Genomic DNA, 21,756 nt, shown 5'->3' on the forward strand with positions numbered 1-21,756 from the left:
CATTGGATGACGCGGAAAGAAGGGCTGAGCAGCTCCTAGCCTCGTTCGATATTGGAACCTTTGCATATGAGCCCTTGGGACAGCGCAGCCCTGATTTTGGCCTTGATGATCGTATAGCAGTCGAAGTTACACGACTGACAAAAGAGACAAATGTAGAACGCGAGCACATCATAATTGATTCTGATGAGGTACCAATTCGCCAAATCGTCGGAACTGCAATTAGTAGTTTCGACGGCTCCGCGTGCACCAGGTCGGCTTTCGTCAACTACCGGTTTAGACGCCCGCTTCAGCGGCAGGACTTACGCACGACGCTGCGCGACTTCTTGGACAATGCGCTAAAGCACGAAATAGCGGAAACACATCCTACTCAAGTTTGCCGCGGCTTTTGGGTCGATCTCAAGCGAGGGAAACATCGACCTGGCCGACCATTCATCGAAGGTGCGTCAAACGACAGCGATAGAAGTGGCTGGCTAGTACCGGACATGCTGCGCAACGTTTCCAGAATTGCTGCGATTAAGCAGAATAAGGCTATGGATGCCCAACGTCAGTACCTCGAATGGTGGTTGTTTTTGGAGAACCGTCTCAGCTACCGACTAGACGTAGAAGCACTGAGCGAGTTTCGAGCAACCATTCGTCCAAACAGCTTTTGGACGAAGTGTGTTGCGTTCGACCCGCGCGATCCGCTGCAATACGAATTCCTATGGGATCTTTCCGATCAACATATCAGAACATAGCAGGCCGGTGCCCGGACCTCGGGGTGGGTGCGAAGCGCCCTCCCCATGGGGGAGGTTCGGGCGCTGCCCGGCTTTGCCGGGCGCAGTGCGGGATAGGCCATGGGTCTGCCCCTCCCCCCGCGTCACATTCTGCGACCACAAGCGTGCGGTGTGGACATCCCCGACCCATGCGCCATAGGGTGTCCCGGGCAGACCGGGGGTAAAATATGCACAACGTCGCCATTACCGGAACCGGGGTCTATACCCCCTCTCAGATCATCACCAATGATGAGCTTGTTGCCGCGTTCAACGCCTATGCCGACCTGTGGAATGCCGAAAATGCCGATGCCATCGCTGCAGGCACGGCAGAGGCCAAGCCCCATTCATCCTCTGATTTCATTGTTGCGGCCTCGGGCATCGAACAGCGTTATGTGCTGGACAAGGATGGCGTGCTGGACCCGTCCCGCATGTTCCCCCATCTGGCCGCCCGCGCGGATGATGAACCGGGCTATATGGCCGAAATCGGGGTTGATGCCGCGCAAAAGGCGATGGCGGTTGCCGGTGTTGATGCGGCTGACATTGATCTGGTGATTTGTGCGGCTTCGAATATGGAACGGGCCTACCCGGCGATCGGCGTCGAAATCCAACAGCTGATCGGCGCGGGTGGCTTTGCATTCGACATGAATGTCGCCTGTTCCAGCGCCACTTTCGGCATCCAGACGGCCGCTGATATGATCCGCGCAGGCTCTATCCGCCGGGCGCTTGTGATCAATCCCGAGATTTGTTCGGCCCATCTGGAATGGCGCGACCGCGATTGTCATTTCATCTTTGGCGATGTGGCCACGGCCACCCTGCTTGAACGGGACGAGGGCCTGAAGCCGGGGCATTTCAAGGTTCTCGGGACCCGTTGCGCCACGCAGTTCAGCAATAACATTCGCAACAATAACGGCTATCTGCGCCGCACCCATGACCAGATGGAAGACCGCCGCGACATGCAGTTCATGCAAAATGGGCGGAAGGTCTTCAAGGAAGTGCTGCCGCTTGTCAGCAAGCATATCGCCGCCCATATGGCGGATGCGGGCGTCGCTGCCGCCGATCTGCGCCGTCTGTGGCTGCATCAGGCCAACAAGACGATGAACGATTATATCGGGAAAAAGGTGCTGGGCCGCACCCCAGAGCCGGGTGAGCAACCCAATATCCTGCAGGATTACGCCAATACATCCTCTGCCGGGTCGATCATTGCGTTTTCGAAATACGCGGACGACCTGTCGCCGGGGGATTACGGGCTGATCTGTTCTTTCGGGGCGGGCTATTCGGTCGGATCGGTGATCGTGCAGCGCGCCTAGCTGCTGACCCGCTTGTGCACATCCTCGCGCGATTCGACCCGTTCAGAGTACCGATCTGTCAGCATCGCGCTGCGCCCCCGCGTCATGACTGTGAACCGCGCCAGTTCCTGCATCACATCCACGATCCGGTTATAGAGTGATGATGGCTTCATCCGCCCATCCTCGAACTCTTTCCACGCCATCGGCACGGATGACTGGTTGGGGATCGTGATCAGCCGCATCCACCGGCCCAGAATACGCAACTGGTTGACCGTGTTGAACGATTGCGACCCGCCTGACACCTGCATGACGGCCAATGTCTTGCCCTGTGTCGGGCGAATCCCGCCGATGGGCGACAGCGGGACCCAGTCGATCTGGTTTTTCATCACCGATGTCATGGCCCCGTGACGTTCGGGGCTGGACCAGACCATCCCCTCGCACCACAGCACCAGTTCGCGCAGGGCCACCACCTTTGGGTGCGTTTCATCCGCATCCCCGGGTGGCGGCAGGCCAGAGGGGTCAAAGAACCGTGTTTCACATCCTAGTGCGCGCAAGACCCGCGCGCCTTCTTCGGCGCATCGCCGGGAATAGCTGACATCCCGTAACGAACCGTAAAGCAGCAGAATACGGGGCGGGTGCGTCGGCCCATCCGGCCCGGCCAATGCGGCCATATCCAGGGGGGCAAGCGCGTCTGGCGCGATATTCGGCAGATCAGACAGGTCCATATGTCTAGGCGGTCTCTTCCAGATGCAGCTTCATCTCGATCAGAACCTTTTGCAGTGCTGTGGTTTCCCGCAGCAACCGCTTGGCCTCATTCACTGATATCACGCCGTCTTCCATGGATCGGTTATATTCTTCCATCAACAAAGCAAACCGTTGTGACAGCATGATGACATCGGAATTCACCCCGCCGGTACTGTTCCGGGGGCTGTCATCATATGACATGGTGATCCCACGCATTTCCGACAAGGCCCCCGTGACATGCGGATAACTTGCTTCGGCCTCAAGCGCTGCGACCGCGTCCACCGGGATGAACCTGTCCGCGTGTTCCTCGGCATCGGAATAGTACCGCCCCAGGGTTGCCTTGGACCGACCGGTCAGCAAACAGGCCTTTTCAATACCGACATCCTTGACCAGCGCCTCGGTATGCTTTTTCAGGTAACTTTCATGTCCAGCCATTACAGTTTTCCTCTATTGCAATGGGCCGCAATCGGCACCCAAATTGACGTTGCGTTAACGTTAACGATTTCGGGAACGTATGTCATTGATAAATATGTGCGTTCTCATACCCGGACCGGCGCATTTGGACAGAGCCATGTAACAAACCCATATTCCACTGGGCACAACTGCATCAAAGTCGCAAATCGGATCACGCGACGCTTGCAATGACCCGTTGCGGGGCGATAAAGATCAGCCATGGCCAAGTTGTATTTTAATTATTCCACGATGAATGCGGGCAAGTCGACTGTCTTGCTGCAAGCGTCACACAACTATATCGAACGCGGTATGAAGACCTACCTGATGATTGCCCAGCTGGACAATCGGGCCGGGGATGGCCGGATCGGCAGCCGTATCGGGATCGGCGCGAATGCAGATACTTTTGGACCGGGCGAAGATCTCTACGTCAAGGTGCAGAAACGGCTCGGGGAAGGCCCTTGCGCTTGTGTGTTTGTGGACGAGGCCCAGTTTCTAGAACGTCAGCAGGTATGGCAGCTTGCGCGCGCGGTTGATGATCTTGATGTGCCAGTGATGGCTTACGGGCTGCGGGTTGATTTCCTGGGCAAGCTGTTTCCCGGATCAGCCGCGTTGCTGGCGCTGGCGGATGAAATGCGCGAGGTCCGCACGATCTGTCGTTGCGGAAAGAAGGCCACAATGGTGGTCCGCAAGGACGAATATGGGCAGGTCCTAACAAGTGGCGAACAAATCGCCATTGGCGGCAATGACCGTTATGTCTCGCTCTGCCGCAAACACTGGCGCGAGGAAATGGGCGAACCCAAACCCGAAAGCTAGGGTCAGGACCAACGCCGAAACGCCTTCCGCGCCTGACGGGCGATTTTCAAAGCGTCAGTAGAAACTCTGCGGGTCGATATCTATCGACAGGCGCAGATTGGTGGGCAGGCGAAACTGACCAGCCCATTGCGCCAGCGCCTTTTGCAAAGGGGCCGCTTTGTCTGCCTTGACCAACAAGCGCACCCGGTGACGCCCGCGCACCCGAGCGATAGGCGCGGGTGCCGGGCCAAAAACCTGTGCCCCGATCTGCCGCAACGGCCCATCCCGGCGGGCCATGTCCGCCCCCAGATCAAAGACATCCTGCACGTTCGGACTGCTCAGGATGATGCCCGCCATACGACCATAAGGCGGGACACCTGCCGCCTTTCGCTCGGCCGCCTCGGCCGCCCAGAAGCTTTCCTCGTCACCGGCCAGAATGGCCCGAATGACCGGATGTTCGGGCTGATACGTCTGCAACATGGCTTCGCCGGGGGTTTGCGCACGCCCGGCCCGCCCGGCAACCTGCCGCATCAGTTGGAATGTGCGTTCCGCGGCCCGCAGATCGGATCCTTGCAGGCCCAGATCGGCATCTATGACACCGACAAGCGTCAACAAGGGAAAATTGTGTCCCTTGGCCACAAGCTGGGTCCCGATGATGATATCCGCCCCGCCTTCTGCAATTTCCGCAATATGCGCTTTCATCGCACGGGCCGAACCATAAAGATCCGATGACAGCACGGCGATACGGGCATCCGGGAAGAGGGTTTCAACCTCTTCCCCCATCCGTTCCACACCGGGGCCCACCGCGCTTAGCCGGTCTGCCGCCTCGCATTTCGGGCAGACGGTGGGCAAAGGCGTGGTTTCGCCGCATTGATGGCACATCAGACGTTTGAGGAACCGATGCTCGACCATCCTTGCGTCACACTGCGCGCAGCCGATTTGATGGCCGCAGGCCCGGCAAATTGTAATCGGGGCATAGCCCCGGCGATTAAGAAAAATCAGCGATTGCTCACCCCGCCCGATCCGGTCGCGCATGGCGTTCCGAAGTGTGGGCGAAATCCAGGTATTGTTGGGAATATTCTCAACGCGCATGTCAATCGCCGTCATGGTCGGCATGACCGCAGCACCAAACCGGGATGTCAGCGTGATCCGCTGGTATTTGCCCGCCTCCACATTGGCCCAGCTTTCCAGCGACGGCGTGGCCGAGGCCAGAACAACCTGCGCCCCGTTGATGGCCGCGCGCAAAACCGCCATGTCGCGGGCGTTATACAGGACCCCGTCTTCCTGCTTGTATGAGGTATCATGTTCCTCATCCACAACGATAAGGCCCAAATTCTGATAGGGCAGAAACAGCGCGGAACGCGCACCCACGACCAATTGCGCGTCGCCCTGCCCGACCATCCGCCAGCAGCGTCGCCGCTCGGTCATTGTCACCCCGGAATGCCATTCGGCGGGCCGCATCCCGAAACGGGCCTCCACCCGGGTGATGAACTCGCCCGACAGCGCGATCTCGGGCAACAGGACCAGCGCCTGCCGCCCCATGCGCAGGCATTCTGCAACGGCCTCCAGATAGACTTCGGTCTTGCCGGACCCGGTCACCCCTTTCAACAAGGTGGTCCCATAGGCATCGCTGCGCAGGGCCGCCCGCAACGCCTCGGCCCCTGCCGTCTGATCCGGGCTCAGCGTCTTACCGCCATAATCAGGATCAAGGGCCGGATAGGGGCTGTCGCGCGGCGCCTCTTGTTCGAGGATCGCATTCTGCCCGACCAGCCCCTTGATCACAGAGGTTCCCACATCCGCCATCTCGGCCAGCTCCCTTAAGGTAAAGGACAGCCCCCCGTAATCCCGCAAAACGGTGAGGACCTTCTGACGGGCCTTTGTCATCCGATCAGGCTCTGCCGCGCCGAGCCGGTAGATCTTGCGCATGGCGGGCGGATCGCCAAGGCCCGGGGAACGGGTTCCCAGACGCAGCATGGCCGACAACGGGGTCAGCGTGTATTCGGCCGCTCTGGTCAGAAAACTGCGCATTTCTTCGCGCATCGGGGCCACATCAAGAACCCGAAAGACCGGTCTGATCTTGGCCCGATCATAGTCGCCAACCCCCGGCCCCCAGATGACGCCCAGCACCTTGCGCGGCCCAAGCGGGACCTCCACAAATGCGCCCAGATGGCAGCCACCTTCGGGGGCTTTGTAGTCCAACAGGCGATCAAGCGGTTGGGTTGTCAGAACCGCAACCAGATCACCATGGTGGAAAAAATCGCTCATGTTAGCGCCAACGCTTTTGGGTTTCCGCCGTCTTCCCCTTGAGGTAAACGAGGCCCGAGCAAACGCCAACCCATCCCCGGAGGACTGTGATGAAGTTTTTTGTAGACACTGCCGAAATTGATCAAATCAAAGAGCTGCATGAATTGGGCATGGTGGACGGTGTCACCACCAATCCGTCGCTGATTGCAAAATCAGGCCGGGATATTCTTGAGGTCACCAAGGAGATTTGCGACATCGTGGACGGCCCGGTATCCGCAGAAGTGGTCGCACTCGACGCCGACACCATGTTGGCCGAGGGGCGCAAGCTGGCAAAGATTGCGCCAAATATCGCGGTAAAGGTCCCGCTGACATGGGCCGGGTTGCAGACCTGCAAGGCCTTGTCTGACGAAGGCACGATGGTCAACGTGACCTTGTGCTTTTCGGCCAATCAGGCACTTTTGGCTGCAAAGGCAGGTGCGACATTCATCAGCCCGTTTATCGGACGTCTGGACGATCTGAACCTTGACGGGCTGGAACTGATTGAAGACATTCGGACCATCTACGACAATTACGGGTTCGAGACGCAAATCCTTGCCGCCTCGATCCGGTCGGCAAACCATATGAGCGATTGCGCAAAGATCGGCGCCGATGTGGCAACAGCCCCGCCCGCCGTGATCAAAGCCATGGCCAATCACGTGCTGACGGACAAGGGGCTGGCTGGTTTCATGGCTGATGTCGAGAAGGCAGGCATCAAGATACTCTAGCTGCGACGGCGTAGGATGGATTTAAATCCATCTTACGACCTGACCGCCAACAATAAGGCGTCGGGCAAAAAAGCAACGCCCGACGCCCCCATCCAAAATAGTTGAAGAAATGGTCACAAGCCCCTGTTAGTCTGTCACAAAACAACAGTTGAGCAGGCAAATGACCAAACATCAGATGGAGAAAGATCTCCGCACGGCGATTATCGAAAACCCTTCGGTACTACTCGAAGATCATGACGTGATGCGCGCCCTTGTCGGGGCAAACGAAAATGACGCGGGCAACAATGTCGTTGACCTGCGTTCCGTCGCGATGGAACGGCTCGAGGCGCGCTTTGACCGGCTGGAAGACACCCACCGCAATGTCATCGCAGCGGCCTACGACAATCTGGCAGGCACCAATCAGGTTCACCGCGCCATCCTGCGCATGATGGATGCAACCGACTTTGATGCTTTCATGCGCGATCTGGCCACCGATGTTGCCGATACCCTGCGCGTTGATAATATCCGGCTGGTGCTCGAAAGCACGACCGAGACCGTTTCAGATGGCATGGGTCCTGTCGTCACTTTGGCGCCGCAGGGATTTGTCGATGACTATATTACCGCCGGTCGCAATACGCCGGTTCGGAAAATCACACTCCGCCCCTGCATCAACGGTGCAGCTGACCTGCATGCTGACAAAAGTGTCGACATCCAGTCAGAGGCCTGCCTGAAACTGGACCTCGGCCCCGACCGCCTTCCCGGGCTGCTCGTTCTGGGCAGCACGGATGCGGCACAGTTCACGGCCCAGCAAGGCACCGATCTGTTGACCTTCTTTGCCGGCGTGTTCGAACGGGTCATGCGCCGCTGGCTGGCGTGACCACCGCGATCTCACCCGCATTGACGCAGGCGCTGGCCACGTGGCTGGACCAGCAGCGCGCGTTGGCGGGGGCTGCGCAAAATACGATTGTCGCGTATCAGACGGACCTTCTGGGCTTTCTGGCCTTCATGACGCAGCACCATGGCCAACCAACCGGCTTGACCCCGATTGCACGGATTGGCACCCGCGACATGCGTGCATGGATGGCACATGAACGCGGACGCGGGATCAGCGCCCGGTCACTTGCCCGCGCGCTGTCGGCAGTCAAATCCTTCTATCGGTGGCTCGCTGCCAAAGAAGGGTTCGAACCGACCGCAGTCCTTTCAACGCGCGCGCCCAAGTTTCAGAACAAGCTGCCGCGCCCCCTTGCACCGGACAATGCGGCTGCAATTATCGACACGGTCGGACTGCAGACCAATGAACCATGGGTCGGGACCCGCGACATGGCTGTTCTTACACTTCTCTATGGCTGCGGCTTACGCATATCCGAGGCGCTCAGCCTGACGGGCAAGGACAATCCGCTGAAAGAGGTGCTGCGGATCACCGGCAAGGGCGGCAAGGAGCGGATCGTCCCTGTTATTCCGGTCGCCCGGAATGCGGTTGCCGCTTATGTCAAGCAATGCCCCTATGACTGCGCCCCGGATGAGCCGTTATTTCGCGCCATCCGTGGGGGAAGCTATCCCCGCGCGCGATCCAGAAAGTCATGGCGCAAGCCCGCATGCAACTTGGACTGCCCGCGACAGCAACCCCACACGCGATGCGACATTCTTTCGCGACACATCTGTTGTCGGCGGGCGGGGATTTGCGAACTATTCAGGAACTGCTGGGCCATGCATCCCTTTCCACCACGCAGGCGTACACGGCCGTCGATGCGGCCCGTTTGATGGAAGTCTACGACAAAGCCCATCCCAAGGCGCATTGACACATGCCCGCCCCGAAAAATTGCATGCATACCGGCCAAGCCCGGCATTGCCTCCCATCGGATTATACATCATGAAAGCGCAATGACCCTTCGTGCCAAAGCCCTATTCGTGCATCTGCTGACCGCAACAGGTGCGGTATTTGCCATGCTTGCGATGCTCGCCGCGGTCGAGGAAAAATGGGACCTGATGTTTCTTTGGCTGGTCGTGGCCTTCGCGGTCGACGGGATCGATGGACCGCTTGCCCGCAAATACGATGTCAAAACCAATGCCCCGGCATTTGATGGCGTATTGCTCGATCTGATCATCGACTATCTGACCTATGTCTTTGTGCCCGCCTATGCCCTGTTCAAATCGGGGCTTTTGCCCGGGTGGACCGGCTGGTTTGCGATTATCATCATTACCTTTGCGTCCGCCCTGTATTTTGCCGACACCCGGATGAAGACCAAGGATAACTCTTTTTCCGGTTTCCCGGGATGTTGGAACATGGTTGTGCTGGTGATCTTCGCGTTAGAGCCCAATTTCTGGGTCTCACTGATCCTGGTGGCAACGCTGGCGGTTGCGATGTTCGTGCCGGTAAAATTCGTCCACCCCGTCCGGACAGAAAAATGGCGTGCCGTCACATTGCCGATGGCCTTGGCCTGGACGATCATCGCCGGATGGGCCGCCTGGGTCGATTTCCACCCCGAAAGCTGGGCGCATTGGGGTCTGGTGGTGACATCGGTCTATCTGCTGTTTGCCGGTGCCGCACAGCAGGTTCTGGCAGGCGGCAAAGCCGGCTAGATCAAGAGACCCGCCGCACCTTCCAGCCGCAACAGCGCGACTTTCGCCTCGATCCCGCCATGGCCGGAATACCCCCCAAGCCCATTTGCGGCCAAAACCCGGTGGCAGGGGATGAAAATGGCAATCGGATTGGCTCCACATGCCTGACCAATCGCCTGCGCAGATACGTCCAGATCGCCAGCCAGATCGCCATATGTCCGGGTCTCGCCAAATGGGATGGCACATAATGCGGCGTAAAACGCTTGCTGAAAGGCCGAACCGCGCGGCCGCAACGGCAGATCAAATGACTTGAGCTGTCCTGCGAAATAGGCCGCCAATTGCTGCTGTGCTTTTTCAAAAAGCGGCCCGTCCTGCAATGTCCCCGCATGCCCCCAGATCAGCCGCGTAATCGCGCCATCCTCTGCATCCGCGCCAAGCGGGCCGACCGGCGATGTTGGGCAGATCATCCGGTCTTGCCACGAACTGCCATCATCGTGGCTGTCATGGTCGCGACAGTTTTTTGCGTCCCGTCATCCAGTGCAATTGCGCGGCCTTGGGTAAAGGTAAGGGTCCGGCCCGCCTTGATCACCTCGCCCTCGAACCGGAAAGACTGGCCTGCGGCGGGCGACATGAAGTTCGATTTGAATTCCACGGTCAGCACTTCGGCGTCAGCGTCCATCAAGGTGAAGGCCGCAAAGCCGCAGGCGCTGTCCATAGCGGTCGTGATCACGCCCGCATGCATGAAACCGTGATGCTGGGTGAACGCAGCACTGAATGGCATGGTCAACACAACCCGGCCCGGCGTCACATCGGCAACCGAAATCCCCATTGAGGCCATCGCACCCTGCCGATCAAAATCGGCTTTCAGTCGCGCAACGGCCTCGGGGTTTCGAAACTGCATCAGCTGAGCGCGGCGTCGCAGCGGCTGCAGACGCCGTCATGGCTGTGGCTGCCGACATCTGGCAGGATCTTCCAGCAGCGCTGACATTTATCACCTGTTGCGGGTGCAAACACGACAGCGACATCCGCCACATCATCCAGCGTGAAGGCCGTTGCGGGCCCGGCATCGGTGCTGACGGTGATGCCGGACGTGATGCAGAGATCGTCAAAGCTGACGGTTTGCAACACCGCTGCGGTGTCAGCGTCAACATAGACGGTCGGGGCTGCCTCAAGTGATGCACCGATGACCTTGTTCGTGCGTTCGACTTCCAACGCGCCGGTCACCACCCGGCGCACCTTGCGCACCGCGGCCCATTTCGCGGCCAAGGCATCGTTGCGCCATGCGGCGGGCGTCTCGGCGAAGTCTTCCAGATGCACCGAACTATCATCCCCGGGGAACCGCTCCAGCCAGACCTCTTCCATCGTGAAGACAAGCACAGGCGCCAGCCATTTTGTGATCCGATGGAACAGGATATCCAGCAGCGTGCGCGCCGCCCGACGGCGCAGCGTGTCACCGTCACAATAAAGCGCGTCTTTGCGGATATCGAAGTAGAAGGCCGACAGATCAAGCGTGGCAAAGTTGAACACAGCCTGCACCACACCTTGGAAATCATAAGCCGCATAGCCTTTGCGCACGACCTCATCCAGCTCAGCCAGCCGGTGCAGCATCACCTGTTCAAGCTCAGGCATATCTGCCGGATCAACACGGTCGGCTTCGCTGAAATCATTCAGCGATCCCAGCATGAAACGCAGCGTGTTGCGCAACCGGCGATAGCTATCGGCCACGCCTTTGAGGATTTCATCCCCGATCCGCTGATCGTTTTCATAGTCCACCTGCGCCACCCACAGACGCAGGATATCCGCCCCATATTGGTCAGCGATCTTCTTGGGTGCGATGATATTGCCCAGCGATTTGGACATCTTCATGCCCTTGGCATCCAGTGTGAAGCCGCAAGTCATCACACCCCGGTAAGGCGCGCGGCCAATCGTGCCGCAGCCTTGCAACATCGACGAATGGAACCAGCCGCGATGCTGGTCGGTGCCTTCCAGATAAAGATCGGCCAACCCATCGTCCGACCCATCAGGCCGGTCGCGCAGGGTAAAGGCATGGGTCGACCCGCTGTCGAACCAGACGTCCAGCACATCCATCACCTGATCGTAGTGATCGGGGTTCACATCATCGCCCAGGAACCGGGCCTTGGCCCCATCGGCATACCAGGCGTCCGCGCCTTCGGCCTCGAAGGCCGCAAGAATGCGGGCGTTGACGGCGTCGTTTTGCAGCAGGTAATCGGGATCGTCGTAGCTGGCCCCTTTCTTGACAAAGCAGGTCAGCGGCACGCCCCAGGCGCGCTGGCGTGACAACACCCAGTCAGGGCGCGCCTCGATCATGGAATAGAGCCGGTTGCGCCCCTTTTGCGGGGTCCAGGTGACCAATTCGTCGATGGATGTCAGCGCACGTTCCCGGATCGTCGTGCCGTATTGGTCGTTGCCGTCACCCACGGGCTTGTCGATCGCGACAAACCATTGCGGCCGGTTCAGACGGATCACCGGCGCCTTCGACCGCCAGGAATGCGCGTCCGAAATCGTGATGCGCTTGGTTGCGATCAGGGCCGAGACCTCTTTCAGCTTTTCAATGACGACCTTGTTTGCACCGCCGGGTTTGCCATTGGGTTTCAGTATCGCCTGCCCGCCAAAGAACGGTAAATCCGCGCGATACGAACTGTCATCAAGGATGTTATAGGTCATCGGCAGATCATATTTGACGCCAATGGCATAGTCGTCGTCCCCGTGCGACGGCGCTGTATGCACAAGGCCCGTACCCGCATCACTTGTCACGTGATCACCGGGCAGCAATGGGACATCAAAATCCCATTCGGGATCAGCACCAGCCAGTGGATGCGCACAGACAATCTGTTCCAGCTCCGCCACTGGCACATCCCCGGCACGCGTCCACATGTCGTCTTCGAGACGCGCCATGCCCATCACCTCAACCGCCAGATCATCGGCAAGGATATAGCGATCACCCACTTGCGCCCATGAGACCTCTGGCGTGCCAGTGACCTCATAGAGGCCATATGAAATAGCCGGTCCAAAACAGACCGCGCGGTTCTGCGGGATCGTCCATGGTGTGGTTGTGAAGATCACAACCTGCGCACCGTCAAAACCGCCCGATTTCACCGGAAACTTCACCCAGATCGCGTCTGTCTGGCGGTCATGATATTCGACCTCCGCCTCGGCCAGCGCGGTCTTTTCAACCGGCGACCACATCACAGGCTTTGAGCCCTGATAAAGCGTGCCGTTCATCAGGAATTTCTGGAATTCCTCGGCAATCACCCGTTCAGCGTGGAAATCCATGGTCAGATAGGGATCGTCCCAATTGCCGGTCACGCCCAAGCGCTTGAATTCCTCGCGTTGGATATCCACCCAGCCATCGGCGAACTTGCGACATTCCTGCCGGAAGTCGACGATATCCACGTCATCCTTGTCGCGGCCCTTGGCGCGGTATTGTTCCTCGATCTTCCATTCGATGGGCAGGCCATGGCAGTCCCAGCCGGGGATATAGCGGGCGTCTTTGCCCATCATCTGCTGGCTGCGCACCACCATATCCTTCAGGATCTTGTTCAGCGCGTGGCCAATATGCAGATGGCCGTTTGCGTAAGGCGGGCCGTCATGCAGTGTGAAAGGCGGTCGGCCCTCTTTGTCGCGCAGTTTCTGGTAGACCCCGATCTGGGCCCAGCGGGCCAGCCAATCGGGTTCGCGTTTGGGCAGACCGGCACGCATCGGAAAATCCGTGCGCGGCAGGTTCAGGGTGGATTTATAGTCGGTCTTTTCGGCGCACATTTGTTGCGTCCTTATACAAGTCTTGTCGGAAGGGGATGAGGAGCGGTGCGCGCACGCTGACACCTTTTCCCGGCTGGCTTGGCATTCAAACCGCCGGGCAAGTAATGCGTATGATCATCCAAAAACTCATGCCGGGCTTATAGGCCGCTGCTGGAAGGGCGTAAAGCCCGCGTCCAAAGATTGCGTCCACCGCCATTTCCCACCAATCTGCGCGCATGAAAAAAGCGAAACATTTTGCCATTGTTGGTGCCGGGATCGGCGGGCTGACGGCGGCAGCACTACTGTCGGATCAGGGCCATCAGGTCAGTATCTATGATCAGTTTGATCGCCCCCGCCCCGTCGGCTCGGGTCTTGTGATCCAACCCGTCGGGCAGGCCGTGCTTGATCGCATCGGCGCCGGCGACAGGGCCCGGACCTTGGGCAACCCGATCCATCGGATGCTGGGGTTCGAGGCCGATGCAGGACGCAAGGTTCTCGACGTCTGGTATGACAGGTCCGGTCATGGCCAGACCGGGCTTGGCATTCATCGGGCCAGCCTGTTTGACGCCCTTTTTGCTGCCGTTCGGACCCGCGACGTGCAGTTTCACCCGGCCAGCCGTGTGATGCGCGCGGTTCCGGGTACGATCCATCTTGACGATGGTACGACCCAAGGCCCCTTTGATCTGATCATCGACGGGGCCGGGGCCACGTCCCCCTTGTCCCCGTTGCAAAGCAGGCCCCTGCCCTATGGTGCAATCTGGGGTACGGTGGACTGGCCGCAGACATCGCTGCCGCTGACCCAGCTCAGCCAGTGCTACCGGCGGGCAGACCGCATGATCGGCGCCCTGCCGATTGGCAAACTGCCCGGCGATGATCGTCAGAAGGCCGCAATTTTCTGGTCAATGCCACGCGATCAACATGACGATTGGCAAAAGGCAGGTTTGGCGGCATGGGCGGCCGAGGCGACAGCCCTATGGCCTGATTTCGCGCCATTTATCGCGCAGATCACAGATGCGGATCAGATGACCATGGCCCGTTACGGCCATGGCACAATGCGCCAGCCATGGTCGCCGGGTCTTGTGCATATCGGTGATGCCGCGCATCGCGCCAGTCCCCAATTGGGACAGGGGGCCAATATGGCCCTGCTGGATGCGATGGCGCTATCACAGGCGCTGGCGGTGGCCGAGGGCGATCAGGCGCTTGCACTTTATGCCAAGGCGCGGCGGTGGCACACATTGGCCTATCAGGTGATGAGCGCAGTTTTCACGCCGCAATACCAGTCTGACAGCAGGTGGCTGCCCGTCCTGCGTGACCGGCTGCTATTCCCGCTATCGCAATTGCCGCCCGGCCCGCGGCTATTGTCGGCCATCGTCAGCGGCACGATGCTGCGCCCGTTGGGCCGTTTCGGATACCCTTAAGGCTAGTCGAAGATATCGAAGACTTCGGACAGAAAGCCGCCCTTTTTCCGGCGCTTGCCGGCATGCGGCGCCCGATCTGCATAACCATCATCATAATCACCGTAATCCGCCGCGGCAGAGGGGGGCGGTGGCGGTGGTGCCATCTCGACCTGCGACCGCTCGATTATCTTGTCCAACTCGCCGCGATCCAGCCACACACCCCGACATTGCGGACAATAGTCAATTTCGATTCCACTGCGATCGGCAATCATCAAAGTTGTCCCGTCGATTGGGCATTTCATGGTCTGGCGCTCCTTGTTTGGGTCACCATTCAATATGGATGCTGGATCGCCGACATCAAGGCAGTGATCAGGATGTCGCGCCCGTCCGCCCTAGGCCCAGCAGGATGACATTGCCCTCTTTCCACATGCCCTTGATCAGGAACCCCTTTTCACCCACCTTCGGGAAACGGGATTTCCAGTCAAGAAACCGGTCATTGGTCACAACGCGCAAACCATCATCATGCGCATGGGCCAGCAGCACCTCATCCGCAGGTGTCTTGCTGGGGGCCAGCATGACCTGATCGGCCCCAAGCCCCAGTTTCTTTGCAAGGGCCGCCGCGCTGACATGTTTGTTGAACAATTTGTAGCCCACATTGGCATCGAAATAGACCAGCGGGGCAAAGCCACGCTTTTGCAATTCCTGCAAGACACGGTGCAACACTTTTTCGGATGGATCACCGCCCCAGTGCATCACGTTAGAGCCGTCCACCAATACCCGACGCTGTCCTGGTTTGCGGGGCGCCTCGTCCGGTTGGGGCGCACTGCGCCGGCGCCCACGAAACCACGCCACAGCCCGCAAGATGCTGCCCAGCGCATAAAGGCCGAAACTGGCAAAGACCCCCTTGCCCAGCCCATCCAGCACGCGTACCTTATCGGGTCCTTCCTGCAGAACACCTGCACTGAGTACCATCAGCACGACCAGCCAAATTGTCAGCCCTTTGATAAACCGCATGAACCTTACCATCCTCTATCCAGGATGGCTTCACACGCAAAGATTGCAACGACAAGGCAAGAACGCGGAGATTTTATGACCCCTCCAATCCCCTCAGAATGGGACAGTCAGGGCGGGCATCCCCGGCGCAATCGCGCACAAGATCCGACAGTGTATCGCGCATCGCCTGCAGACCACTGATCTTGCGTTCGATCTGTGCCAGGTGATCACGCGCGATGGCGCGCACATCCGCACTGGCCCGCCCGCGATCTTCCCACAGCGCCAGCAGGCTGCGGCAATCGTCGATGGAAAAGCCCAACGCCCGCGCCCGGCCAAGGAATGTCAGCTTGTGGATATCCGCATCTGCAAAAACCCTGTATCCGTTGGCGCCGCGACCGGGCGTCATCAGGCCGATATCTTCGTAATATCGGATCGTCTTGGCAGGCAGGCCTGATGCCGTTGCTGCATCGCGGATATTCATGACATGCCCCCCACCCATTTGAGCCGAAGCGCGTTTGACACGACCAGAACGCTGGATAGCGCCATCGCACCCGCCGCAAGACCGGGTGACAAAAGCCCAAATGCGGCGACCGGGATCAGCAATATGTTATATCCAAAGGCCCACCCCAGATTTTGCTTGATGTTGCGCAACGTGGCCCGGCTGACCGCAATGCCGTTCAGAACCTGTGCAGGATCACCCGACATCAAAACCACATCGGCGCTTTCAATCGCCACATCCGTTCCGGCCCCCATGGCGACCCCCACATCGGCGACAGCCAGCGCAGGCGCGTCGTTGATCCCATCACCGACAAACGCCACCTTGCCCTGCTGTTGCAGTGTGCGGACAGCATCGACCTTTTCGGCGGGCATCACCTCTTCAATGACCTGATCAATCCCAAGCTGCGCGGCGACGGATGCCGCCGTCTCGGACCGGTCCCCGCTGATCATGACCACCCGCTTGCCCTGATGATGGAGCGCCTGCACCACCTGTTCGGCACCCGGACGCACCGTATCCGCGACCGCGATCACCCCGGCGGGCTGTCCGTTTTTGGCGACGAGCATCGGTGTCTTTCCATCAGCCGCCAAGCTTGCGGCCTGCTGTTGCAAACCCGCTGTATCCACATGGGCCTCTTCCAGAAAGCGCGCTGTACCAATGACCAGAAGATCGCCGTTCACCACCGCCCGTAGCCCTGCACCCGGAACGGCCCGGAAATCAGTGGCAGAGGGCAAGGGCCCTTCAACAGCCTCCAGGATCGGGGCGGCAAGCGGATGTTCGGACATCGCCTCGACCGCCGCAACCTGCCGCAGCAGGGCCTGCCGGTCACCATCCTGCGCAATCACATCCGTCAGAACAGGGCATCCCATGGTCAGGGTCCCCGTCTTGTCAAAGGCGACGACGTCGACATCCTGCAATATCTGCAGGGCGGTCCCCCGCCGAAACAGGACCCCAAGTTCGGCGGCACGTCCGGTTCCCACCATAATGGATGTGGGCGTGGCCAGCCCCATCGCACAAGGGCAGGCGATGATCAGAACCGAAACCCCTGCAACCAGCGCCAGTGGCAATGCAGGATCCGGCCCCCAGATCAGCCAGCAGATCACCGTCACTGCGGCAATCACCATCACCGCCGGGACAAACCACGCGGCGATGCGATTGACCAGCGCCTGCACCGGCAGACGCATATCCTGCGCCTCTTGCACCATCCGGATAATCCCTGACAGGACCGTTGCCGCACCAACCGCACTGACCTGCATCTGCAAAGCGCCATCACCGTTGATCGTGCCGCCGATCAGGGCATCACCCGCGCCCTTTTCGGCCGGTATGGGTTCGCCTGTCACCATGCTTTCATCAACAAACGATGCGCCGGTTTCGATCTGCCCGTCGGTCGGCACACGTTCGCCCGGGCGGATGATGACCACATCGCCGATTGCCAGGTCCGCAATCGGCACCTCGGCCTCGCCATCCGCGCGCAAGACCCGCGCGGTCTGGGGACGCAGCCCGACTAGTCGCTGGATTGCCGCACCGGTTTGGCCCTTTGCCCGTGCCTCTAGCCATCTGCCCATCAGGATCAGGGTGACAATGACGCTCGCCGCCTCGAAATACACCGCGGGCGATCCGGGCGGCAGCAGCGCGGGGGCAAACAGGGCAATGGTCGAAAACGCCCAGGCCGCCCCCGTTCCCAGCACCACAAGCGCATCCATATCAGGCGCGCCGCGCAGCAGGGATGGCACACCGCGGGTAAAAAAGCCGCGCCCAGGCCACGCAAGAACCGCGGTGCAAAGCACGAATTGAACCGCCCAGCTGTTGTATTGCCCGATATTCTGCATCACCCAGTGATGAAAGGCGGGGATCAGGTGCCCGCCCATTTCCAGCACAAAGACCGGCAAGGTCAGCGCGGCAGCAATGACAAATTGTCGGATCCCGGCCGCGTCAGTCCCGCCCGCGACCATCGGATCGTCGGCGGCTTTGCGCATCGTCGCGGCATAACCTGCGCCCGCAATTACCTGCCGCACCGCATCTGCATCGGTTGTCGCCATGATCCGGGCCGCACCGGTTGTCAGATTGACATGGGCGTCGACCACACCTGGCGCGCTGTGCAAGGCACGCTCCACCCTAGCCACGCACGAGCCGCAATGCATGCCGTCAACATCAAAGCGAAACTCTCTTACCGCATCCATGCCTGATCCTTTCAGCCCTCGATATGGGTTCTATAAGGGTTCCAGCAACAGGAAGGTCAAGCGCTGAATGCATATGATTGAACGGCTTCAACAGCTCTTTGACCCGACGCAGAGCACCGTTTTTGGACTTAAGCATGCGCGGCATTTGGACCTATCGAAATATGGCATATCCACGGCATGATATGAACAGACACGCAGTGCGACATGCGGATTCGCATTGCCCCTTTCACCTATCGCTGGAGGCGCCAATATGGATACCCTGTCATTTTCCAATGATCCCGAACATGTGGTTGAGGCCGATCGCGCCCATGTGTGGCATCACCTGAGCCAACACAAACCCTACGAAACGGTTGATCCACGCATCATCGTCGAAGGTAAGGGCCTGCGCGTGTGGGACATCAAGGGCAAGGAACATATCGACGCGGTCTCAGGCGGTGTCTGGACCGTCAATGTCGGATACGGGCGCGAGCGGATTGGCAAGGCCATTGCCGATCAGGTGACCAAGATGTGCTTTTTCGGCGGGACCATGGGGACCATCCCGGGCGCACAATTCTCTGAAATGCTGATCGACAAGATGCCGGGGCTCGACCGGGTTTACTACGCCAACTCCGGGTCCGAGGCGAATGAGAAGGCGTTCAAGATGGTGCGCCAGATCAGCCACAAGCATCATGGCGGCAAAAAGCATAAAATCCTCTATCGCGAACGCGACTATCACGGCACAACCATTGCAACCCTGTCTGCTGGCGGGCAGGAAGAGCGGAACGCGCAATATGGCCCGTTCACACCTGGCTTTGTTGCCGTGCCGCATTGTCTGGAATATCGCAGCCAGGATGGATCCGTCGGCGAGGAATACGCAGAAAAAGCCGCCCAAGCCATCGAAGATGTGATCCTGGCCGAAGGCGCTGACACTATCGGTTCGCTCTGCCTTGAGCCGATCACTGCGGGCGGCGGCATCATTGTCCCGCCAAAGGGGTACTGGGACCGGGTTCAGGAGATCTGCAAGAAATACGACATCCTGCTGCATATCGACGAGGTTGTTTGTGGTGTGGGCCGGACCGGCACATGGTTCGGATACCAGCAGTTCGGCGTCCAGCCTGATATTGTCACAATGGCCAAAGGTGTTGCCTCCGGCTATGCGGCAATCTCGTGCTGCGTGACCACAAATGCCGTTTTCGAGATGTTCAAGGACGACACTGACCGGATGTCCTATTTCCGCGATATTTCGACATTTGGTGGCTGCACGGCCGGGCCAGCAGCCGCAATCGAAAACATGAAGATCATCGAGGAAGAAGGCCTTTTGGCGAACTCCACCGCCATGGGTGTGCATCTGAAAGACAACCTTCACGGCTTGATGGAAAAGCATCGTTGGATTGGTGATGTGCGCGGCATGGGTCTGTTTGCCGGTGCGGAACTGGTGACCGACCGCCAGACCAAGGAACCGGTTGACGAAAAACAGGTTGCAGCCATTGTTGCCGACTGCATGGCGCAGGGCATTGTCATCGGCGCCACCAACCGGTCACTGCCGGGCTTCAACAACACGCTGCTGTTTGCACCTGCACTGATCGCAACCAAGGATGATCTGGATCAGGTCACCGACGCGGTTGATCAGGCCATCACGCGGGTTCTGGGTTAAAAACGCAGGCGCCGCCCACACGGCAAACCTTCCAGAATGCGAGCGCCGGCGGTGCTCGCATTTTCCGATCTCTCACATCGCACCAGCCTCTTGCGCTGCGCAAGCGATAGGTCCAGTCTGCGCCAAACATAAGGCCAGCGCATGTCAATTTCTGTCGAGACTTTCTTTCTGGATCCCGCGACCGAGGGCACCTTGCAGTCGCGTATCCAACAGATGGTCGCCCAAGGCATTCTGCAGGGGCGCTTTCGGCGGGGCGAAAGACTGCCGTCGTCACGGCAGATGGCACAGCATCTTGGCGTCAGCCGGATTACCGTCACATTGGCCTATACCGAACTTGTCGCCGATGATTATCTGACCTCGCGCGGGCGATCCGGTTATTTCGTGTCCGACAATGCGCCGGAACCACCCGCATTTCCCGCCAGACGCTTTGGGACCGGAACCGTCGATTGGAACAAGGCCATCGGGCAGCGTTTCAGTCCGGGGCTTAGCATGGACAAACCGGCCGATTGGGCCAGCTACCGCTATCCGTTCATCTATGGGCAAGCCGACAAGACCCTGTTTGACAGCGCCAATTGGCGGCTATGCGCCTTGCAGGCCCTCGGCATGCGGGATTTTTCGGCCCTGACAACCGACTATTACGATGCCGACGACCCCAAGCTGGTTGAATTCATCGCGCGCCAAACCCTGCCCCGGCGCGGCATATTGGCCAATAGCGACGAAATCCTGGTGACCATGGGCGCGCAAAATGCGCTTTGGCTGTCGGCGCAGGTCTTGCTGAACAGACGGCGGCGGGCCGTGATCGAAGATCCATGTTATCCGGCGCTGCGCGACATCCTGGTGCAATCAAACTGCCACCTCAGTACTGTCGCGGTCGATGCGGATGGACTGCCACCAGACGCCTTGCCCGACGACACCGACGTCGTTTTCACAACACCCAGCCATCAATGCCCCACCAGTGCGACCATGCCCTTGGCCCGGCGCAAGACCCTGTTGGCAAAGGCCGAGGCAGAGGATTTCATCATCGTCGAGGATGATTACGAATTCGAGATGTCGTTTCTGAAATCCCCCTCGCCCTCGCTTAAGTCATTGGATCAGAACGGGCGGGTTGTCTATGTCGGGTCCTTCTCGAAATCCCTCTTTCCGGGATTGCGTCTTGGGTATCTGGTGGGCCCTGCCCCGTTTATCCGCGAGGCCCGCGCCTTGCGCGCAACCGTCTTGCGGCACCCGCCCGGGCATATTCAGCGCACTGTCAGCTACTATCTGTCCCTTGGGCATTACGACGCGCTGGTCCGCCGGATGAGCAAGGCCTATCAGGCCCGCCGCAATGTGATGGACGCAGCATTGCTGGATTTTCAACTGACCGTTGCAGGAAAGGGGGTTTATGGTGGCTCTTCCATTTGGCTTGAGGCACCGGGGGGCGTTGATGCGCGCAAACTGGCCGCCGAATTGCGTCAGGATCGCGTCCTGATCGAACCGGGCGCACCTTTCTTTGCCGATCCCGAGGCATCACCCAGTCACTTTCGTTTGGCCTATTCCTCGATCCCGGCCAGCCGGATTCGCGAAGGTGTCGCGTTGATCGCGCAATGCGCCCAGCGCCTGCGCGGGACCGGGAACACCCATGCCAAATGATCAAGACCATTGCGCCGTGGGTCGATTGTGATAGAAGAATGAAGTCTTATTTTTGAGACATATGGTCTCATTTTTGATTTAACTGGCAATACCGAG

19 protein-coding genes and 1 pseudogene are annotated in these 21,756 nt (G+C 59.3%); 10 read left to right on the forward strand and 10 right to left on the reverse strand.

Translation table 11 applies throughout. From position 1 onward, the window contains the following. The first annotated feature begins 2 nt into the window (after window positions 1–2). Window positions 3–734, forward strand: a complete 732-nt coding sequence (locus AABB31_RS09000) for a hypothetical protein (RefSeq protein ID WP_342078464.1) — start codon at window positions 3–5, stop codon at window positions 732–734. A 206-nt stretch (window positions 735–940) separates the two neighbouring features. Then, complete coding sequence (locus tag AABB31_RS09005; RefSeq protein WP_373635655.1) at window positions 941–2,059, forward strand: beta-ketoacyl-ACP synthase III; 1,119 nt, start codon at window positions 941–943, stop codon at window positions 2,057–2,059. On the opposite strand, the gene arsH is transcribed toward AABB31_RS09005, so the two are convergent. Together arsH and AABB31_RS09015 are read right to left on the reverse strand one after the other, a co-directional pair. Continuing rightward, window positions 2,056–2,763 carry an arsenical resistance protein ArsH gene (gene arsH, locus AABB31_RS09010; RefSeq protein ID WP_373635656.1) on the reverse strand — a complete coding sequence of 236 codons (708 nt, stop codon included), beginning with the start codon at window positions 2,761–2,763 and terminating at the stop codon, window positions 2,056–2,058. The two genes, AABB31_RS09005 and arsH, sit on opposite strands and share 4 nt — an antisense overlap. A gap of 4 nt (window positions 2,764–2,767) precedes the next feature. Next, window positions 2,768–3,217, reverse strand: a complete 450-nt coding sequence (locus AABB31_RS09015) for a hypothetical protein (protein ID WP_373635657.1) — start codon at window positions 3,215–3,217, stop codon at window positions 2,768–2,770. 237 nt (window positions 3,218–3,454) lie between these two features. Between AABB31_RS09015 and AABB31_RS09020 the strand changes: the two genes are divergently transcribed. Further along, window positions 3,455–4,048, forward strand: a complete 594-nt coding sequence (locus AABB31_RS09020) for a thymidine kinase (protein ID WP_342078463.1) — start codon at window positions 3,455–3,457, stop codon at window positions 4,046–4,048. A gap of 54 nt (window positions 4,049–4,102) precedes the next feature. On the opposite strand, the gene AABB31_RS09025 is transcribed toward AABB31_RS09020, so the two are convergent. After that, a complete protein-coding gene (locus AABB31_RS09025) occupies window positions 4,103–6,292 on the reverse strand; it encodes a primosomal protein N' (RefSeq protein WP_342078462.1) in 2,190 nt (729 codons plus the stop codon). 89 nt (window positions 6,293–6,381) lie between these two features. Here AABB31_RS09025 and fsa point away from each other — a divergent pair, with 89 nt between their 5' ends. The 4 genes and pseudogenes from fsa (at window position 6,382) to AABB31_RS09045 (ending at window position 9,594) form a co-directional block, all read left to right on the forward strand. After that, a complete protein-coding gene (gene fsa / locus AABB31_RS09030; protein WP_373635658.1) occupies window positions 6,382–7,035 on the forward strand; it encodes a fructose-6-phosphate aldolase in 654 nt (217 codons plus the stop codon). A 175-nt stretch (window positions 7,036–7,210) separates the two neighbouring features. Continuing rightward, window positions 7,211–7,891 (forward strand): DUF484 family protein, encoded by a 681-nt coding sequence (locus tag AABB31_RS09035; protein ID WP_342078460.1) that lies wholly within the window; start codon window positions 7,211–7,213, stop codon window positions 7,889–7,891. 110 nt (window positions 7,892–8,001) lie between these two features. After that, window positions 8,002–8,813: pseudogene (locus AABB31_RS09040) on the forward strand (tyrosine recombinase XerC). 82 nt (window positions 8,814–8,895) lie between these two features. Further along, a complete protein-coding gene (locus tag AABB31_RS09045; protein ID WP_342078459.1) occupies window positions 8,896–9,594 on the forward strand; it encodes a CDP-alcohol phosphatidyltransferase family protein in 699 nt (232 codons plus the stop codon). Here the strand turns inward: AABB31_RS09045 and AABB31_RS09050 are convergent. Genes AABB31_RS09050 through ileS form a run of 3 tightly spaced genes read right to left on the reverse strand, consistent with a single transcriptional unit; the run spans window position 9,591 to window position 13,353 of the window. Beyond that, complete coding sequence (locus AABB31_RS09050) at window positions 9,591–10,040, reverse strand: methylated-DNA--[protein]-cysteine S-methyltransferase (protein WP_342078458.1); 450 nt, start codon at window positions 10,038–10,040, stop codon at window positions 9,591–9,593. The two genes, AABB31_RS09045 and AABB31_RS09050, sit on opposite strands and share 4 nt — an antisense overlap. Further along, the gene (locus tag AABB31_RS09055; RefSeq protein WP_342078457.1) at window positions 10,037–10,474 is read right to left on the reverse strand and encodes a PaaI family thioesterase; all 438 of its coding nucleotides are present in this window, start codon (window positions 10,472–10,474) and stop codon (window positions 10,037–10,039) included. The genes AABB31_RS09050 and AABB31_RS09055 overlap by 4 nt, the downstream gene beginning before the upstream one ends. Then, window positions 10,474–13,353 carry an isoleucine--tRNA ligase gene (ileS, locus tag AABB31_RS09060; protein WP_342078456.1) on the reverse strand — a complete coding sequence of 960 codons (2,880 nt, stop codon included), beginning with the start codon at window positions 13,351–13,353 and terminating at the stop codon, window positions 10,474–10,476. Before ileS ends, AABB31_RS09055 begins: the two co-directional genes overlap by 1 nt. 215 nt (window positions 13,354–13,568) lie before the next feature. On the opposite strand from ileS, the gene AABB31_RS09065 reads away from it, so the two are divergent. Further along, window positions 13,569–14,750, forward strand: coding sequence for an FAD-dependent oxidoreductase (locus tag AABB31_RS09065; protein WP_373635659.1), 1,182 nt, complete (start codon window positions 13,569–13,571; stop codon window positions 14,748–14,750). Between the two features lie 2 nt (window positions 14,751–14,752). Here the strand turns inward: AABB31_RS09065 and AABB31_RS09070 are convergent, their stop codons facing one another. The 4 genes from AABB31_RS09070 to AABB31_RS09085 form a co-directional block, all read right to left on the reverse strand. After that, window positions 14,753–15,031, reverse strand: coding sequence for a zf-TFIIB domain-containing protein (locus AABB31_RS09070; RefSeq protein WP_373635660.1), 279 nt, complete (start codon window positions 15,029–15,031; stop codon window positions 14,753–14,755). Between the two features lie 67 nt (window positions 15,032–15,098). Then, window positions 15,099–15,743 carry a hypothetical protein gene (locus AABB31_RS09075; RefSeq protein ID WP_342078453.1) on the reverse strand — a complete coding sequence of 215 codons (645 nt, stop codon included), beginning with the start codon at window positions 15,741–15,743 and terminating at the stop codon, window positions 15,099–15,101. A gap of 73 nt (window positions 15,744–15,816) precedes the next feature. Next, entirely contained in the window at window positions 15,817–16,203 is a 387-nt protein-coding gene (gene cueR, locus AABB31_RS09080) for a Cu(I)-responsive transcriptional regulator (RefSeq protein WP_342078452.1), read from the reverse strand. Then, the gene (locus tag AABB31_RS09085) at window positions 16,200–18,398 is read right to left on the reverse strand and encodes a heavy metal translocating P-type ATPase (protein WP_342078451.1); all 2,199 of its coding nucleotides are present in this window, start codon (window positions 18,396–18,398) and stop codon (window positions 16,200–16,202) included. The genes cueR and AABB31_RS09085 overlap by 4 nt, the downstream gene beginning before the upstream one ends. Before the next feature lie 250 nt (window positions 18,399–18,648). On the opposite strand from AABB31_RS09085, the gene AABB31_RS09090 reads away from it, so the two are divergent. Both AABB31_RS09090 and AABB31_RS09095 read left to right on the forward strand, forming a co-directional pair. Then, on the forward strand, window positions 18,649–20,031 hold the full coding sequence (locus AABB31_RS09090) for an aminotransferase class III-fold pyridoxal phosphate-dependent enzyme (protein ID WP_342078450.1): 1,383 nt from the start codon (window positions 18,649–18,651) through the stop codon (window positions 20,029–20,031). Window positions 20,032–20,172: 141 nt separating this feature from the next. Beyond that, entirely contained in the window at window positions 20,173–21,660 is a 1,488-nt protein-coding gene (locus AABB31_RS09095; RefSeq protein WP_373635661.1) for a PLP-dependent aminotransferase family protein, read from the forward strand. Window positions 21,661–21,756 lie beyond the last annotated feature (96 nt).

This window comes from Yoonia sp. SS1-5, assembly GCF_038443705.2.
GTDB classification, from domain to species: domain Bacteria; phylum Pseudomonadota; class Alphaproteobacteria; order Rhodobacterales; family Rhodobacteraceae; genus Yoonia; species Yoonia rhodophyticola.